16 protein-coding genes are annotated in these 16,135 nt (G+C 61.8%); 11 read left to right on the top strand and 5 right to left on the bottom strand.

Translation table 11 applies throughout. The features are described from left to right. Positions 1-56: 56 nt before the first annotated feature. The 3 genes from RCH91_RS20575 to RCH91_RS20565 all read right to left on the bottom strand — a co-directional run bounded on the left by RCH91_RS20575 (position 57) and on the right by RCH91_RS20565 (position 3,083). On the bottom strand, positions 57-926 hold the full coding sequence (locus RCH91_RS20575; protein WP_306537214.1) for a methyltransferase domain-containing protein: 870 nt from the start codon (positions 924-926) through the stop codon (positions 57-59). Between the two features lie 6 nt (positions 927-932). Next, the gene (locus RCH91_RS20570; protein ID WP_306537212.1) at positions 933-1,688 is read right to left on the bottom strand and encodes a lipopolysaccharide kinase InaA family protein; all 756 of its coding nucleotides are present in this window, start codon (positions 1,686-1,688) and stop codon (positions 933-935) included. A gap of 216 nt (positions 1,689-1,904) precedes the next feature. Then, entirely contained in the window at positions 1,905-3,083 is a 1,179-nt protein-coding gene (locus tag RCH91_RS20565; RefSeq protein ID WP_306537210.1) for a methyl-accepting chemotaxis protein, read from the bottom strand. A gap of 201 nt (positions 3,084-3,284) precedes the next feature. On the opposite strand from RCH91_RS20565, the gene RCH91_RS20560 reads away from it, so the two are divergent. The 4 genes from RCH91_RS20560 to RCH91_RS20545 all read left to right on the top strand — a co-directional run bounded on the left by RCH91_RS20560 (position 3,285) and on the right by RCH91_RS20545 (position 5,479). Then, complete coding sequence (locus RCH91_RS20560; protein ID WP_306537209.1) at positions 3,285-3,626, top strand: zinc ribbon domain-containing protein YjdM; 342 nt, start codon at positions 3,285-3,287, stop codon at positions 3,624-3,626. A gap of 41 nt (positions 3,627-3,667) precedes the next feature. Further along, positions 3,668-4,381: an AzlC family ABC transporter permease gene (locus tag RCH91_RS20555; protein ID WP_306537208.1), complete on the top strand. Its 714-nt coding sequence runs from the start codon at positions 3,668-3,670 to the stop codon at positions 4,379-4,381. Further along, positions 4,381-4,701, top strand: a complete 321-nt coding sequence (locus RCH91_RS20550) for an AzlD domain-containing protein (protein WP_306537206.1) — start codon at positions 4,381-4,383, stop codon at positions 4,699-4,701. The genes RCH91_RS20555 and RCH91_RS20550 overlap by 1 nt, the downstream gene beginning before the upstream one ends. A 97-nt stretch (positions 4,702-4,798) precedes the next feature. After that, complete coding sequence (locus tag RCH91_RS20545; RefSeq protein ID WP_306537204.1) at positions 4,799-5,479, top strand: outer membrane protein; 681 nt, start codon at positions 4,799-4,801, stop codon at positions 5,477-5,479. On the opposite strand, the gene rarD is transcribed toward RCH91_RS20545, so the two are convergent. Both rarD and RCH91_RS20535 read right to left on the bottom strand, forming a co-directional pair. Beyond that, positions 5,469-6,377: an EamA family transporter RarD gene (gene rarD / locus RCH91_RS20540; protein WP_306537203.1), complete on the bottom strand. Its 909-nt coding sequence runs from the start codon at positions 6,375-6,377 to the stop codon at positions 5,469-5,471. The genes RCH91_RS20545 and rarD overlap by 11 nt on opposite strands. A 47-nt stretch (positions 6,378-6,424) precedes the next feature. Next, positions 6,425-6,733 (bottom strand): DUF2917 domain-containing protein, encoded by a 309-nt coding sequence (locus tag RCH91_RS20535; RefSeq protein WP_306537201.1) that lies wholly within the window; start codon positions 6,731-6,733, stop codon positions 6,425-6,427. Positions 6,734-6,953: 220 nt separating this feature from the next. On the opposite strand from RCH91_RS20535, the gene RCH91_RS20530 reads away from it, so the two are divergent. The 7 genes from RCH91_RS20530 (at position 6,954) to RCH91_RS20500 (ending at position 15,948) form a co-directional block, all read left to right on the top strand. After that, positions 6,954-7,541 carry a TetR/AcrR family transcriptional regulator gene (locus tag RCH91_RS20530; RefSeq protein ID WP_306537198.1) on the top strand — a complete coding sequence of 196 codons (588 nt, stop codon included), beginning with the start codon at positions 6,954-6,956 and terminating at the stop codon, positions 7,539-7,541. A gap of 57 nt (positions 7,542-7,598) precedes the next feature. After that, positions 7,599-8,606 carry an oxidoreductase gene (locus tag RCH91_RS20525; RefSeq protein ID WP_306537196.1) on the top strand — a complete coding sequence of 336 codons (1,008 nt, stop codon included), beginning with the start codon at positions 7,599-7,601 and terminating at the stop codon, positions 8,604-8,606. Between the two features lie 67 nt (positions 8,607-8,673). Beyond that, positions 8,674-9,864: an MFS transporter gene (locus tag RCH91_RS20520; RefSeq protein WP_306537194.1), complete on the top strand. Its 1,191-nt coding sequence runs from the start codon at positions 8,674-8,676 to the stop codon at positions 9,862-9,864. An 11-nt stretch (positions 9,865-9,875) separates the two neighbouring features. Continuing rightward, entirely contained in the window at positions 9,876-10,685 is an 810-nt protein-coding gene (locus tag RCH91_RS20515; RefSeq protein WP_373694416.1) for an epoxyqueuosine reductase, read from the top strand. 87 nt (positions 10,686-10,772) lie between these two features. After that, positions 10,773-11,348: a TetR/AcrR family transcriptional regulator gene (locus RCH91_RS20510; protein WP_306537190.1), complete on the top strand. Its 576-nt coding sequence runs from the start codon at positions 10,773-10,775 to the stop codon at positions 11,346-11,348. 226 nt (positions 11,349-11,574) lie between these two features. Then, on the top strand, positions 11,575-12,777 hold the full coding sequence (locus tag RCH91_RS20505; RefSeq protein WP_306537188.1) for an efflux RND transporter periplasmic adaptor subunit: 1,203 nt from the start codon (positions 11,575-11,577) through the stop codon (positions 12,775-12,777). A gap of 12 nt (positions 12,778-12,789) precedes the next feature. Further along, positions 12,790-15,948 (top strand): efflux RND transporter permease subunit, encoded by a 3,159-nt coding sequence (locus tag RCH91_RS20500; RefSeq protein WP_306537186.1) that lies wholly within the window; start codon positions 12,790-12,792, stop codon positions 15,946-15,948. Positions 15,949-16,135: the final 187 nt, after the last annotated feature.

The following is a 16,135-nucleotide window of genomic DNA, read 5'->3' as shown; positions in this document are numbered from 1 at the left end:
CCCGCGTGGGGCAGCTGCCGGAATTGAACCGGCGTCACTGCCGTTCCGTAGATTGATCAGTCGAGGTTCTTTAGAAGGAGGGCATAGCGAAGGCGGGAGCCTTCGAACCAAAGAGGTACATCCATCGCGACGGACGCCCCGTGACGCTTCGCCATTGTGTCAAGGTCCGAGCGTCGGAGGGTGTGCCCGGGATTTTTGCCGCGGAGGCGGCGCCCGCGACTCTTGAATGAATCGTGATCGTAGTAGGACAGGATTACGAAGCGCTTCGATACGCGAAGGAGCTCGCCGATCAGACGCTCCTGTTCAACGCCTGAAAGGTGATGTGTCAGTCGGTTGCAGAGGATGCCATCAACGGTGCCTTGCTTCAGAGGGATCAAGAACGCGGAAGCCGTAAACCAGGCAAAATTCCCCTGGGAACCCATTGTCTGCCGTGCCGTAAGAACCTGGCTCAGGCTGAGGTCGGCCTGGAGAAGAAGGTCGGTTGCTTTCGCCAATGGACCACTGACCCGACCGCCGCCACAGGGGATGTCGAGCAGTCGGTGGCAGCGGGGCTGGGATACCAGTAACTGTTCGATACGGCTAATCTCCCGACGCGTCACGCAGCGCTTGGTCCACCGGCGTTCATACCTCTGCTGATACCGTTCCCCGATACTCACATCCAGAAATTGCTCCTGATAGGCAGTGCTTGACTGACTGTCGGATTCGACGCCCCACAGCTCACTTGAACCTGCTTGGGCCAGCAAGGGGATCCCATCAGCTACCTCATAGCTGCGCGAGCACATCTGACAGGTTAGTCCGGCTCCCTGGCGGGCCAGATCCCCCCGGCATTCGGGGCAGGCAAGCAGTGGCAGAAGGGAAGCAAGGGGGTGGTCATTCATGGATTGAGTGGTTTTGGTTTCGTCGGCCACAGGTTTATCGCTGTTCAAGGTAGGTCATCCTCCAATAGATAGTACTTTGGCAATCAGTTCTTTGTCTTTGTTCGTCAGGTGAGTCTGGTTGCGGTACCAGAGGTAGAAACGCAGACGTGTTGTTCGAGAGAGGTGCTGGGCCGCCAATCGATCCAGGCTCGCAAGATCCTTTACGAGAAAATGCCTATGCCTTAGAGGCAGCTTGCGGCTGCCGCTTGGACAGTCAATAAAAAAGACGCGGGGTGTTTCCGTCGTAGTGGCCAGGATATTCCGCCACTTCAGATCGCCATGAGTGAAGCCATCCTCGTGGATGCGTCGCACGTAGTCAGCCAGCGATCGCAGTACCTGAAGCAGCCATGGTCGATTGTGGAACAGAGCGGGTTGCGTGCGAATCAGAGTCTGAAGGTCGGTCGCCTGGTGGACCCCTTCGGTGATGATTGCGCCCCGGCGAAACAACCCCAGCATGCTCTGGCTTCCGTACCCGACAATCCGTGGCACTGGAATGTCCATCCGTGAGAAATAGGTAAGGTTGCGGTATTCGGTGATGGGTCTGCTCCGGCCTAAGGCCTTCCACCGGTGCTTGCCCTGCGCTCGATAGCGTTTGACGTAATAGTCGCGGCCGCCGGCAACTACTCTGATGGTCTCGCAGAACTGGCCTCCCGAGACGATCTCCCCGTCCATCTCAAAGACACGGTCAAAGCTCGAGAAAAGCTCCATCTCGGTCGTGTCGTCCACTTCGTGGTCAAGGTTCCACTGTATGGTATTGACGGCGAATCTCATGTCGCGATTCTCTGGCGCCCCAGCTGTTTATGCCTTCCCGAAGAATAAGGTCGTTAGTCGATTATTATCTGAGGATAGAGGAGAGAATAGATGAGAGGATAGCGTTGGTTTTTGCGAGGAGTAAGAATACCACCCGAATTTAGGTGCCGTCAATTCAATTTTGGTAGATTTGGGACGGAGATTTTCCCCGACAGGCACTGCCAGTTACCGAAAAAATCACAGCCTGAACTGCCCGACCAGGCGCTGAAGCTCCTCTGACTGCCGTGAAAGCGTGGCCGCCGCAGTGGCTGTTTCCGTGGCCCCCCGGGCAGTCTGCTGGACTATGGCGGTAATCTGCTGGATGTTGGAGGATATCTCTCCGGTCGTGGCGGTCTGCTGCTCGGCGGCGGTGGCGATCTGGTTGATCTGCATGGTGACGTCGTTGATCTGCTGGAGGATCTGTTCCAGGGACTGGCCCGACTTGTCCGAGTATTTGGTTCCCTTCTCGACCTCTGCTACCCCCTCATCGATTGCCGAAACGGCCCCCCGCGTCTCATTCTGAATGGCCTTGATCATCTCGCCGGTTTCGCGGGTGGCGCGGGTGGTGCGCTCCGCGAGGGCCCGGACTTCGTCGGCCACGACGGCGAATCCTCGCCCCTGCTCCCCTGCCCGGGCGGCTTCGATGGCGGCGTTCAGGGCCAGCAGGTTTGTCTGATCGGCAATGTCCTGGATTGTCCCAATGATCTGTCCGATCTGGTCGGACCGGGAGCCCAGTTCCTCGACGGTTCTGGCTGCAACCTTGACCCGGCTGGCGATACGCTCCATGCAATCGGTGGATTGACGGACAACGTCGGCCCCCGACCGGGCGGCGTTGCTGGCCCGGCTGGAGTTTTCCGCGGCGCTCATGCAACTGGTGGCGATGTCGCCTGACGTGGCGGCCATCTCTTCACTGGCCACGGCTACCGTATTGGTCTGGGAGGCGACAGTGTCCGTCCCCGTGGCAATCTGGTCGGCGTTGGCCTGAAGCTGCCGCGACGCCATGGCAACCTCTTCCGACGTCTGCGATATCTGGGCGATGATCGCGCGGATGGTTGTCTGAAGGTTGCCGATGGAGCGGATGATGCTGCTGATTTCGTTGTTGCGCTTGGGTGCAATCGGATGCGTCAGGTCGCCGTCGGTCAATGTGGTCAAGTAGCCCACGATGCGCTTGAGCGCATCGTTGAGCGTCCAGTAGAGCAGGGCGCTGAACACGATCCCGAGCAGCACGAAAACGGTCGTGGATGCGATGGCCTGTGCCGTCGATAACATGCGCCCCGCCACGACGGCCATGATGATGCAGAAGCTGTAGCAGACGCAGAGCAGGAGAATCCGCGTGCGTATCGTCAGGTGAAGATAGAGATTTAATAAAAAGCCCATGGCCTCCTCCGACTTTTCTTGATCAGAATGGTTTTACTTTATTCTTATCGGCAGGTTGCGCCGTCACTGCAGTGAAAATCCCATCCCGCTGAAAAGAGCAGAGAGGTATGGAATTGAACGGGAAAACTGCGCAGGAAGCGACTTGACATATTGGAAGCCGGACCCCACTATGTCCCTCAACCAATCACGAAAGGATGCACCATGAGCACTTTACCTAACTGTCCGAAATGCAGTTCAGAATACACGTACGAGGACGGAACCATGTATGTCTGTCCGGAATGCGCCCATGAATGGGAGAAAGATGCGGCAGCGGAGAGCGCGGATAACAACCGTGTGGTGCGTGATGCCTATGGGAATGTGCTCAATGACGGAGACTCGGTTACCGTGATCAAAGACCTGAAGGTAAAGGGCTCATCTGCGGTGGTGAAGGTGGGAACCAAGGCAAGGAATATCCGTCTCGTCGAAGGAGACCATGATATCGACTGCAAGATTGACGGCATTGGCGCCATGCAGTTGAAATCGGAATTTGTCAAGAAGGCATAAGCGATCGAATCCTCTGACCGGTTTACAGCATTGGCGGGTTGATGGCAGACCGAACAGCTGAACGAAACAGGGGAATCCTGCGGGACGGCCTTGGCACCGCCTGGCCCATCTGCCTGGGGTATATCCCCATCGGCCTTGCCCTCGGTGTGCTGGCCCAGAAGGCGGGGCTCGGCCCCCTGGAGACGGCGCTCATGTCGACGCTGGTCTTTGCCGGCGGCTCCCAATTCATCGCGGTGGCGATGATCAAGTCCGGGGCCACCCTGGTGGCCATCGTGGCAACCACTTTCATGGTGAACCTGCGGCACGCCCTCATGAGCTCGGCCCTGGCGTTGCCCCTGAAGGGGGTTAGCCGCCGGTTCCTGGCCCTGTTCGCCTATGGGGTCACCGACGAGAGCTTCGCGGTCAACATGGCGAAGTTCCGCGCCGGCGGCTGGGATCGGTGGCGGGCCCTGGTGGTGAACCACGCGGCCAACCTCACCTGGATCGTGAGCACCGTGGCCGGGGCCTGGGTGGGAGATTTCATCCCCGCCGGGGCCTTTGGTATCGACTACGCCCTCACCGCCATGTTCATCTGCCTTCTCGTCTTCCAGTTGCGGAGTCGGTTCTATGCCATCGTCGCCGCCTTTTCGGGACTTGTGGCCACGGCCCTTTACGTGACGATCCCCGGCAACTCCCACATCGTCATTGCCGCGGTTGTCGCAGCCACGGCGGGCTATGCCCTGCGCCGGAGCCGCTCCGCCAGGGGGGCGCTCTGATGGATTTCCGGACCTACCTGGCCATCATCGTCGGCATGGCGCTTGCCACCTATCTCCCCCGCATGCTCCCCCTCGTTGCACTCTCCAACCGCCGGATTCCCCCGTGGCTGGCCGACTGGCTCGACCTGATCCCGGCCGCGATCCTCGGCGCCCTCCTTGCCCCCGGCCTTTTTGCCGGCGAGACCCGTGCGTTCGAACTGGGACGCCCGGAGCTGATCGCCGCGCTCCCTACCTTTGTCGTCGCCCTCAAAAGCCGTTCCCTCGGTCTCACGGTGGTGGCGGGGATGTTCTGCTACTGGCTGGCGGGAAAGGTCGTCTGAAAGGGGCGGGTTACATTTTGCTCCAGAAGTAAACCGCAGACCTCCAGGTGCGTTATACTCGATTAAGAACGGGCATCACTATCCAAGGAGGATCACCATGAAACGAATTTTAATAGCCCTTGCCGCCGTCGCCATCTGGGGGATTCCATCCATGAGCCAGGCTGCGCCCGCACGGCCGGGGGGGTATTTTTCCGGATTTCTCGGGGTGAACTTCCCCCGGGACGCCGACGTCTCCAGCACCGATTTCGTCATTAATGAGGAGTTCGACGACCGGGTGGAGTTCGACCCCGGTATCGCCGCGGGAGGAACCGCCGGGTACGATTACGGGTTGTTCCGTCTGGAGGGGGAGATTTCTTACCGGCACGGGGAGATCGGGGCGATCACCGACACTTTAAACAATGAGCGATTCCGCAGCGTGGACGGTGATGTCGGGACGCTGGCGTTCATGGCCAATGCCTTTTTCGATCTGCACAACGATACCCCCATCACCCCCTACGTGGGGGGCGGCATCGGCTTTGCCGTGCTGAATTTGAACGATACCACGGGAATTAACAGCGGAGGTGATCGTGTCATTCTCTACGACGAGGGTGACGACACCGTTTTCGCTTACCAGGTGGGGGCCGGGGTGGAGATAGCTCTCAACCCGATCCTCTCCCTCGACCTGGGGTACCGTTACTTCGGCACCTCAGAGGCCACCTTCGACGAAGGCCCGGTGACGTCAACCAGGATGAAGCTCGAGAGTCACAATGCGCTGATGGGGTTCAGGGTCAAGTTCTAGCCCCGAGCATCAGCCTCGCCGCGTCCCAGGTATAGAGGAAAAGCCCGGCCCAGATGAGGGCGAAGCTTGCCAGGTGGGCGCCGGTGAAGGGTTCGCCGAAGGCGAAGACCGCCAGAAGGAAGTGGAGCGTCGGCACCACGTACTGCATGAGCCCCACGGTGGCGAGCCGAAGCCGCTTGGCGGCCGCCGCGAACCAGATGAGGGGAACGGAGGTGATGACCCCGGCGCAGGCCAGGAGCACGGTGAGGTGCGCCGGTCCCGAGATGAAGGCGCTCCTGCCGCCATGGGCCAGCCAGCCGAGATAGCCCACGGCCAGGGGGAAGAGGAGGAGGGTTTCCACGGTGAGCCCTGCCAGGGAGTCCACGGGGGCCTGCTTGCGCAGGAGGCCGTAGAGACCGAAGGAGACGGCGAGGGAGAGGGCGATCCAGGGGAGTTCGCCGTGGCTGACCGTCAGGAGGACTACGCCGGCGGCGGCCAGAACGAAGCTTGTCTTCTGCTTGGGGCTCAGGCGCTCCCGCAGGAACACGACGCCGAGGAGCGCGGAGACCAGCGGGTTGATGAAGTAGCCGAGGCTCGACTGGAGCACCTTGCCGGCGCCGACGGCGTAGATGAAGACCAGCCAGTTGACGGCGATGAGGAGCGTGGTGGCGCAGAGGGTCATGAGGGTGCGCGGCTGGCTGAAGGCCGTCCGGACCCCCTCCCACCGCCGGGCCACGGTCAGGATAAGGGCAAGGGTCGCCACCGACCAGGCGATCCGGTGGGAGAGGACCTCCAGGGGCGCCACCCCTGCCAGGGCCTTGAAGTAGATGGGGAAGAACCCCCAGAGGAGGTAGGCCGCGAGACCGTAGGTTACTCCCGCGCGGGCCTCCCGCGCTGCGTGGTCCGGCGTTCCGGGCATTGTTGTCTCCTGGAGGGGTGTCGTCAGGGGAGAGATGGTTATTTCCTTCACTGGTCGCCCCCATGATACACGAGACGGATGCCGGCTTCAAAGTCCGGTGATGCCTCTTGCCGCCCCGCCGGGGCGGTGGATGCGCCGTGCTTCCCCCTGGCGATGGTGACCAGGGCGTCCCGATACCCCTCCAGCACCGCCTTGCCGCCGTGGGCAAAGCAGAACATCTCCCCCGGCTTCAGGAACCGGTCGCGGTCATCCCCCTCCTGGGTGAGCCAGACAATCCCCTCCCGGCAACAGAGCACGAGCCCCTGGGGGCTCCCCTCGATGGCTACCGTTTCGTTCCTGGGTAGACGCAGTTCCATGGCGATTTCTCCTCTCCGCAGGCATTTTCCCCTGAGCGGGCGGTCTGTGATGGTTGTCAGTATCGCCGATCACGGACAAGAATAACAGTTGCACAAAATAATAATTGTTACCGTTACAGATTGCGATGGTGCTCAACTGTTATGCCTGTAAACGGGGCGAACTGTTACGCTTGCGAAAAGATGCTTGACTTTGTAGACGACCGGTCTAATAATTTCTCCCATGGACAAGAACGAAACCCGCGCAACGATAATCCGCATCGGCACCGACCTCATCGGCCGCCAGGGATTCAACGCCACCGGAATCGACGCTATACTCCGGGAAGCGGGGGTCCCCAAGGGCTCCTTCTACTATTATTTCAAGAGCAAGGAGGAGTTCGGCCTGGCGGTGATCGACCACTTTGCCGATCGCTACGACCAGCGGCTCGACACCTTCCTGAACGACGAGGAGGTGACGCCGCTGAACCGGATCCGCAACCTGCTGGAGAGCGGTCTGGCGCGGCTGGAGCAGAACCAGTGCACCAGGGGGTGCCTCATCGGCAACCTGGGGCAGGAACTGGCCGATCAGAATGAGCGGTTCCGGGCGCGGCTCGAAGAGATCTTCAGCTCGTGGAAGGAGCGGTACGCCGCCTGCCTGCGGGAGGCCCAGGGGGCAGGGGAACTGGCGCCGGAGCTTGATCTGTCCGTGGTGGCGGGGTTCATCCTCTCCGGTTGGGAAGGGGCTGTCCTCCGGGCCAAGGTGATGAAATCGCCCCAGCCCCTGCGGGATTTTATCGTAACCCTTTTTGCGACGGTGCTCCGGAAAGTGTAGGGAATTTTTTTTGATTACTAGACGACCAGTCTAATTCGCTGGACGAGGAGGGTGTGCATGGAAAACGTGACGAAATTCAAGGCGCTGGTGGTGGAGAAGACCCCCGACAAGCAGTTCGTGCGGGAGATCCGGGAGCGGAGCATGGACGACCTGCCAACCGGCGACCTGGTGGTGCGGGTCCACTACTCGTCCCTTAACTACAAGGATGCCCTCTCTGCCACGGGGCATCCAGGGGTGACGCGGCAGTTTCCCCATACACCGGGAATTGATGCGGCAGGGGAGGTTGTTTCGTGCGAGGGGGGCCCCTTCGCCCTGGGGGAAAAGGTCATCGTCACCGGCTATGACCTGGGGATGGAGACCGACGGCGGCTGGGGGCAGTACATCCGCATTCCGTCGGCCTGGGCAGTGAGGCTCCCGGAGGGGCTCACCCTGCGGGAGGGGATGGCGCTGGGGACCGCCGGGTTCACGGCGGCCCTGTCGGTGCTGAAGCTGGAGCGGGCCGGGGTGAAGCCGGGCGATGGCGATATCCTTGTCACCGGCGCCACCGGCGGGGTGGGGAGCATCGCGGTCTCGATCCTTGCCGTCGCCGGCTACCGGGTTGTGGCATCCACCGGCAAGGAGGCCGACGAGGATTTCCTCAAGGAGCTCGGCGCTGTCGCTGTGATCGGACGTGACGAGGTGGTAGCCGGGGCGGAGAAAACGCTCCTGGCCGAGCGTTGGGCCGGGGCCGTGGATGTGGTCGGCGGTGCAACCCTGGCGGCGGTGCTGAAGAGCACCAGGTACGGCGGCACGGTCACCTGCTGTGGGCTCGTGGGTTCGCCGGAGCTGCCGGTGAACGTCTATCCCTTCATCCTGAGGGGGGTGAGCCTCCTGGGGATCGATTCGGTCCAGTGCCCCCGGGATACCCGCGAGGAGGTCTGGCAGCGGCTGGCCGCCGGCTGGAAGCCCGCTCGCCTGGCCGATATGGTGACCGAGTGCACCCTGACGGGACTCGAGGTGATGATCCAGGCCATTCTCCACGGGGGGATCACGGGACGTGTCGTGGTCAACCTGCGGGAGAGCTGAAAAAAATGAGTTGGCCAAGGAGAAAATGATGGTGAATTTGCCCAAGGGGCTGAAGGGATAGTTGCCCATGGAATCGAGGGAACACCGGGCGGGAAAACTGCTCATCATCGCCTGTACCATCAGCTTCGTATGCTTCTTCGGCTCCTACATGAGGATTCCGATCGTCCCCCTCTTTGCCACGTCGCTGGGGGCCGATGCGGCGCAAGTGGGGCTCATCAACAGCGCCTTCATGCTGATGGCGGGGGCGCTCTCCATCCCCTCGGGGCTCGTTTCCGACCGGTTGGGACGCCGGCTCCCGCTCTTGGGGGGGCTGCTTCTCCTGGCCGCCTCGTCGTTTCTTCTCTACTGGAGCAACAGCCCGCTGCAGATGGCGGGGATATACCTCCTCTTCGGCATCGGGCTGTCCGCCTTCTCGCCAACCCTCATGTCGTATGTGGCCGACGTCACCCCGCCGGAGGTTCTGGGCCAGGCCTACGGCTGGTACACCATGGCCCTGTACGGCGGCATGACCCTGGGCCCGGCCGCCGGTGGTTTCCTCGGCACGGCACTGGGGCTTCGGCCGGTCTTTCTCGTGGCGGGGGGGCTGATCTTCGCCATGTTCTTCGTGGCACTCATCTTCCTCCCCGCGCCTTCCACGGCCCAGGCCCGCGGCTCTGTCCGTCCCGCCATCCTGCCGGCCCTCATGGGGCTCATGGGAAACCGCCGGCTCATGGCCTGTCTCGTCGCTACCCTCGGCACCTGCTTCGGGTTCGGCATGTTCGTCACCTTCATGCCGCTCTATATCCGAAGCCAGGGTATGCATTCGGGACATGTGGGGTTCGTCTTCGCGGCCCAGGCCCTGGCTAACGCCATCTCGCGCCTTCCCTCGGGGAAGCTGAGCGACCGGGTGGCCGACCGGAGTGTCCTCGTGACGGTGGGGCTTGCCGTTTTCGCCCTGGCGCTCGCCGCCTTCGGCCTCTGCCGGTCCGTGGTCCCGCTCATGGGGGCTGCGGCGGTGATGGGGGTGAGCATGGGAGTCGCCTTCACCGCCGTCTGCGCGCTGATCGCCGATGTTGTTCCCCGGGAGCAGCGGGGTCTTGCCATGGGCTGCTACAATACCAGTGTTTATGCGGGGATGATGGTGTGCGCGGCCGGCATGGGGCCGGTAATCCAGCAGAGAGGTTTTCAGACGGGCTTTTTCCTGAATGGCGCGGTGGGGGTGGCGACACTGCTCCTTTTCACCACCCTCTACCGGCGGCCTGCGCCTGCATCAGTCTAAAGAAGGAGGAGATTGTGGAAACAATTCTTGCCGAGATCAGACGTTTTGTGGCGGAAAGCCCCGGTAACCGCTTTCCCGACGGCAGCGGCCCTTACTTCGATGCACCCCTTGTGGGCTTCGCAGCGGCCAATGACCCACTGTTCCGCGAGTACAAGCGAATCATCGGCGACTTCCACCTGACGCCGGCCGAACTCCTGGGGGGGGCGGCCACGGTGATCGTCTGGGTGCTGCCGGTCACGGAGGGGACCCGGATGAGCAATCGCCTGGAAAGCGACTGGCCCTCCCTCAAGTGGTCCCTCACCCGAAGCCACGGCGAAACCCTGAACGGCGCGCTCCGGCGGCACCTGGCGGCGTATTTGGAAGGGCTTGGCCACCGGGCCGTGGCCCCCCAGTACGCCCCCGCTTGGCAGGAGTTCACCGATACCCCGGTGGGCATCGCCTCCACCTGGTCCGAGCGCCACGCCGCCTATGCCGCCGGGCTCGGCACCTTCAGCCTCTCCGATGGCCTCATCACGGCGCGGGGAATCGCCCACCGGGTGGGGAGCGTCATCACCGACCTGGCGCTTCCTGCCACTCCCCGCACCGCCCCTGACCATCGCCACAACTGCCTCTGGCACCGCGAGGGGACCTGCGGCGTCTGCATCGGCCGCTGTCCCGTGGGGGCCATCACCTTTGCCGGCCACGACAAGGCCCGCTGCCGGGAGTTCGTCTACGGCGCCGCACCCCGGGAGGTGGGAGAGCGTTACGGTGTTCCCCACACCGGCTGCGGTCTCTGCCAGACCCGTGTCCCGTGCGAAGCGGCGGTACCGCCCGGAAAATAAAAAATAACAAAATTTTAACTGGACGGAGAGTGCTTCGGGATTTAATATGGAATGAACGTTCATTCCATATTAAGAGTGAGGCATTTCGTGTCAAAAGTAGAAAAGCGCGACGAGATCTTCCGCGCAGCCCTTGAACTCATCGCCGAGCACGGCTTCCACGGCGCCCCCATGGCAATGATCGCCGAGAGGGCAGGGGTTGGCGCCGGGACGATCTATCGTTATTTCGAGAACAAGGACGTACTGATTACCGAACTTTATAGTGAGATAGAGGGGCGGATCTACCCCGTCATCATGGAGGGATACCCGGAGATAAAGGCGTTCCGGGAGCGGTTTCTTCATCTCGGGACGGAGCTACTCAGGTACTTCATTGAAAACCCTCTCGATTTCCGCTACCTGGAGCAGTTTCATAACTCCCCCTACGGTGTTGAGTTCCGCCGGGACAGGCTCCTGGGGGAAATAGAAGAACGCTTCGTTTTTCGTGAGCTTTTCGAGGTAGGGATTGCCCAACAGGTCATGAAAGATGTTCCCCTGGCCATCCTTTTCGCCCTGGCTTTCGGTCCGCTTTTGTCCGTGGCGCGGGACCACATCCTCGGTTTTGTCACACTGGACGATGACCTTATTGCCCGAACTATCGAGGCTTGCTGGGACGCGGTCAGGAGATAGAGCGGACGAGGCGCCTGCTTTCTGATCTTAAAGAATGAACATTCATTCGTGATGCGACGGGCTGCAGGGGCAAGGCGCCGAATCTGCTGAGAGGGATGACGCTGATGACTATTTTTATCGCATTCATGATGGCGGTCTGGACGCTGACAGCACTCATCGCCTTCATGAGAAAAGACAGGTAACCGGCCGGTTGTGCCGCAAATTTATTCACATTATTGAGGTGTCCATGCAAGCAATGTACAGAACACGACTGATGGCCGTAGCGGGACTTCTGGCTGCCGGGATGATGGTGGCCGGGTGTGGCAGGAAATCCAATGGCACCCCGCCCCCGAGCGGCCCCCCCGAAGTGGGGGTGGTGACCGTCCAGCCCCAACGGGTAGAGCTCACGACGGAACTCCCCGGCCGTACCTCAGCTCATCTGATTGCCGAAGTACGGCCGCAGGTGGGGGGGATCGTCCAGAAACGCCTCTTCACCGAGGGTTCCGACGTGAAGGCGGGTCAGGTTCTGTACCAGATTGATCCCTCAACCTACCAGGCGGCCCATGCCAGCGCCAGGGCGGCCCTTGCCCGGGCCGAAGCCAATCTCATTCCGGCCCGGCTCAAGGAGGAGCGTTTCCGTGATCTGGTGAAGATCAAGGCCGTGAGCCAGCAGGACTACGACGACGCCAGCGCCTCGCTCAAGCAGGCCGAGGCCGATGTCGCCTCTGCCAAGGCGGCGGTGGATACTGCCCGGATCAACCTGGCCTACACCAAGGTGACTGCCCCCATCTCCGGCCGGATCGGCCGCTCCACCGTCACCGACGGGGCACTGGTGACTGCCAGCCAGGCGGCTCCCCTAGCCACCATCCAGCAGCTCAGCTCCATGTATGTGGATGTCACCCAGTCCAGCGCCGAGCTGCTGAAGCTGAAGCAGAACCTGGCCAGCGGCCTCCTGAAAAGCAACGGGGCAGCCCAGGCCGTGGTGAAACTCGTGCTGGAGGACGGCAGCGCCTATCCGCTGCCGGGAACCATGAAGTTCTCGGAAGTCACCGTGGACCAGAGCACCGGCTCCATCACCCTGCGGGCGGTCTTCCCGAACCCGAAACAGACCCTCCTCCCCGGCATGTTCGTGCGCGCCATCGTGGAGGAAGGGGTAAGCGACCAGGCGATCCTGGTTCCGCAGCGGGGCGTTACCCGCAATCCGAAGGGGGAAGCCACGGTCCTGGTGGTGGGAGCCGAGAACAAGGTGGAGTCGCGGACCATCACGGTCGCCCGGACCGTCGGCGACAACTGGCTGGTGAGCGGCGGGCTGAAAGCGGGCGACCGCGTCATCCTCGAAGGGATCCAGAAGGCAAAGCCGGGCACAACCGTAAAGGCGGTGCAGTTCGGAGCAAAGCCGGAGGCGGCACCAGCCGCAGCCCCGCAGCAACCCACTGCAGCCACTAAGTAAAGGAGCGCCCCCATGGCCAAATTTTTCATCAACCGCCCGATCTTTGCCTGGGTAATTGCCATCATGGTCATGCTGGCGGGTCTCCTGGCGATCAAGACCCTGCCGGTCTCCCAGTACCCGCCGATCGCGCCGCCCCAGATCACCATCAACGCCATGTATCCGGGCGCCTCTGCCCAGACGGTGCAGGATACGGTCACCCAGGTCATCGAGCAGAAGCTGAACGGCATCGACAACCTGATCTACATGTCCTCCACCAGCGACTCGGCCGGGGCCGTGGCCATCAACCTGACCTTCAAGGCCGGCACCGACCCGAACATCGCCCAGGTGCAGGTGCAGAACAAGCTGCAGCTGGCCACGCCGCTCTTGCCCCAGATCGTCCAGAGGCAGGGAATCCAGGTGGTCAAATCCACCAGGAACTTCCTGATGATTATCGGTCTGGTGTCGGAAGACGGCTCCATAAGCCGGGATGTCCTGACGGACTACCTGGTGGCCAATGTCCAGGACATCATCAGCCGGACCGAGGGGGTCGGCGAGGTTACGGTCTTCGGCTCCCAGAACGCCATGCGGATCTGGCTGGACCCCGCCAGGCTGAACAACTACCGCCTCACCGTCAACGATGTGATTGCGGCGGTACAGGCCCAGAACGCCCAGGTATCGGCCGGCCAGTTCGGCGGCAGCCCCTCCGTCCAGGGGCAGCAGCTGAACGCCACCATCACCGCCCGCACCCTGCTCCAGACCCCGGAGCAGTTCAATGACATCATCCTGCGCACGAACCCGGACGGCTCCACGGTGAAACTCAAGGATGTGGCTCAATCCAGGATCGGCACCGAGAATTACGAAATCGAGGCCCGCTACAAGGGGAAACCCCTGGGCGGCATGGCGCTCCGGCTGGCGGCCGGCGCCAACGCGCTGGATACGGCGGAGCGGGTCAAGACCAAGATGGAGGAGCTTTCCCGCTACCTTCCCGCCGGCATGAAGGTGGTCTATCCCTATGACACCACCCCCTTCGTCAAGGTCTCCATCAAGGAGGTGGTCAAGACCCTGGTCGAAGCCGTGTTCCTGGTCTTCATCATCATGTTCCTGTTCCTGCAGAATATCCGGGCCACCCTCATTCCCACCATCGCTGTGCCGGTGGTTCTTCTGGGGACCATGGGGGTGCTCTCGGCCGCCGGCTTCTCCATCAACACCCTGACCATGTTCGCCCTGGTCATCGTCATCGGCCTGCTGGTGGACGACGCCATCGTCGTGGTCGAGAACGTGGAGCGGATCATGTCCGAGGAGGGGCTGCCTCCCCGTGAAGCCACCATCAAGTCCATGGGGCAGATCACCAGCGCCCTGGTGGGTATCGCCACGGTGCTGACCGCGGTCTTTCTCCCCATGGCCTTCTTCGGCGGCTCCACCGGGGTCATCTACCGCCAGTTCTCCATCACCATCATCTCCGCCATGATCCTTTCGGTGCTGGTGGCCTTGATATTGACCCCGGCCCTCTGCTCCACCCTGCTCAAGCCGATCGAAAAGGGACATACGGCCGGTGAGTGCGGCTGGTTCTGCCAGTTCTTCCGCTGGTTCAACAAGTGGTTCGACTGGGCGCGGGGAAAGTACGAAGGGATCGTGGGCCGCTCCTTCGGCAAACCGGTCCGGTACCTGGTGGTCTACGGCGCCATCGTGGCGGCCATGGCCATTCTGTTTCTGCGGCTCCCCACGGCCTTCCTCCCCGACGAGGATCAGGGGTTCCTCGTGTGCCAGGTGCAGCTCCCCGCCGGCGCCACCAAGGAGCGGACCATCAAGGTGATCGAGGAGCTTGAGCATCATTTCCTTGAGAATGAAAAAAAGACCGTGGAGGCCATTATCACCGTGGCCGGGTTCAGCTTTGCCGGTCGTGGCCAGAACATGGGCCTCGCCTTTGTCAAGCTGAAGGATTGGGAGCTGCGCCCGACCCCCGACCTGAGGGCGCCGGCCATTGCCGGCCGCGCCATGGGGGTTTTCTCAAAGATCAAGGACGGCATGGCCTTCGCCTTTTCACCCCCGGCAGTGGTGGAGTTGGGGCAGGCCAACGGCTTTGACTTCATGCTCCAGGACCGCAGCGGCCTGGGCCATGACAAGCTCATGGAGGCCCGCAACCAGCTCCTGGGGATGGCCATGCAGAATCCCAAGCTGATCGCGGTGCGCCCCAACGGCCAGGATGACTCGCCCCAGTTCAAGCTGGACATCGACGATGTGCGGGCGGGAGCCCTGGGAGTATCCCTGGCGGATGTCAACAACGTGCTCTCCACTGCCTGGGGCAGCTCCTACGTCAACGATTTCATCGAGAACGGCCGGGTCAAGAAGGTCTATCTCCAGGCCGATGCCAAATATCGGATGGTCCCCGAGGATATCGGCACGTGGTATGTGCGCAACAACAAGGGGGAGATGGTGCCGTTCTCGGCCTTTGCCACCGCCCGCTGGCAGTACGGCTCACCCCGCCTGGAGCGCTACAATGGCATCCCGTCCATGGAGATCATGGGACAGGCGGCGCCGGGGGTGAGCACCGGAGAGGCCATGGAGGAGATGGAGAAGATGGCGGCCCAGCTGCCGACCGGCATCGGCTTCGAGTGGACCGGCCTCTCCTACGAGGAAAGGCAGGCGGGTGCCCAGGCCCCGGCCCTCTACGCCATTTCGCTCCTGGTGGTGTTCCTGGCGGTGGCGGCCCTCTACGAGAGCTGGACGATCCCCTTCGTGAACCTGCTGATGCTGCCGCTGGGCCTGGTGGGGGCGGTTACCGCGGTGACGCTACGGGTGCTGCCAAACGACGTCTATCTCCAGATCGGCCTCCTGACCACCGTGGGACTTTCCACCAAGAACGCCATTCTGATCATCCAGTTCATCAAGGAGCAGATGCATCAGGGGCACGAACTGGTCGAAGCCACCCTGTCGGCAGTCAAGATCCGGCTGCGGCCGGTCATCATGACCTCTCTGGCGTTTTTCTTCGGTACTCTGCCGCTGGCACTCACCACGGGGGCCGGGGCAGCAGCCCAGAATGCCATCGGCACCGCCGTCACCGGGGGGCTCCTTTCGGCCACCTTCATCGACCTGATCTTCATTCCGTTCTTCTTTGTCATGGTGTCGAAACTGTTTGCCAAAAAGCAGCCCGCCGTGCAGCCGGCCGCTGAAACAGCGACGGAGGTGAATTGAGATGAACATATTTGGAATAACACGGAGCAACGGAGAAACGGAGAAACCGATGGGTTATAGGTCTGATCCCGCAGTTGGGAATATATCGTTTATGTCCAGGGTTTTGCTCAGATTCTGCTCCGTTGCTCCGTTGCTCCATGTTTCAATTGGATTTGTCGCTTTTGCAGCCTTGAGCGGGTGTACCACC

This window comes from Geobacter sp. (genome assembly GCF_030834625.1).
Lineage (GTDB): Bacteria > Desulfobacterota > Desulfuromonadia > Geobacterales > Geobacteraceae > Geobacter.
The sequence above is the reverse complement of the archived record's forward strand: the minus strand, read 5'-3'. Positions and strand labels throughout refer to the sequence as shown.

Bases quoted from the DNA above. Each gene is read 5' to 3' on its own strand.
- RCH91_RS20565 (WP_306537210.1), bottom strand. From the start codon at position 3,083: ATGGGCTTTTTATTAAATCTCTATCTTCACCTGACGATACGCACGCGG.
- RCH91_RS20505 (WP_306537188.1), top strand. From the start codon at position 11,575: ATGCAAGCAATGTACAGAACACGACTGATGGCCGTAGCGGGACTTCTG.
- RCH91_RS20500 (WP_306537186.1), top strand. From the start codon at position 12,790: ATGGCCAAATTTTTCATCAACCGCCCGATCTTTGCCTGGGTAATTGCC.
- RCH91_RS20525 (WP_306537196.1), top strand. From the start codon at position 7,599: ATGGAAAACGTGACGAAATTCAAGGCGCTGGTGGTGGAGAAGACCCCC.
- RCH91_RS20570 (WP_306537212.1), bottom strand. From the start codon at position 1,688: ATGAGATTCGCCGTCAATACCATACAGTGGAACCTTGACCACGAAGTG.
- RCH91_RS20560 (WP_306537209.1), top strand. From the start codon at position 3,285: ATGAGCACTTTACCTAACTGTCCGAAATGCAGTTCAGAATACACGTAC.
- RCH91_RS20520 (WP_306537194.1), top strand. From the start codon at position 8,674: ATGGAATCGAGGGAACACCGGGCGGGAAAACTGCTCATCATCGCCTGT.
- RCH91_RS20530 (WP_306537198.1), top strand. From the start codon at position 6,954: ATGGACAAGAACGAAACCCGCGCAACGATAATCCGCATCGGCACCGAC.
- RCH91_RS20535 (WP_306537201.1), bottom strand. From the start codon at position 6,733: ATGGAACTGCGTCTACCCAGGAACGAAACGGTAGCCATCGAGGGGAGC.
- RCH91_RS20545 (WP_306537204.1), top strand. From the start codon at position 4,799: ATGAAACGAATTTTAATAGCCCTTGCCGCCGTCGCCATCTGGGGGATT.
- RCH91_RS20550 (WP_306537206.1), top strand. From the start codon at position 4,381: ATGGATTTCCGGACCTACCTGGCCATCATCGTCGGCATGGCGCTTGCC.
- RCH91_RS20555 (WP_306537208.1), top strand. From the start codon at position 3,668: ATGGCAGACCGAACAGCTGAACGAAACAGGGGAATCCTGCGGGACGGC.
- rarD (WP_306537203.1), bottom strand. From the start codon at position 6,377: ATGCCCGGAACGCCGGACCACGCAGCGCGGGAGGCCCGCGCGGGAGTA.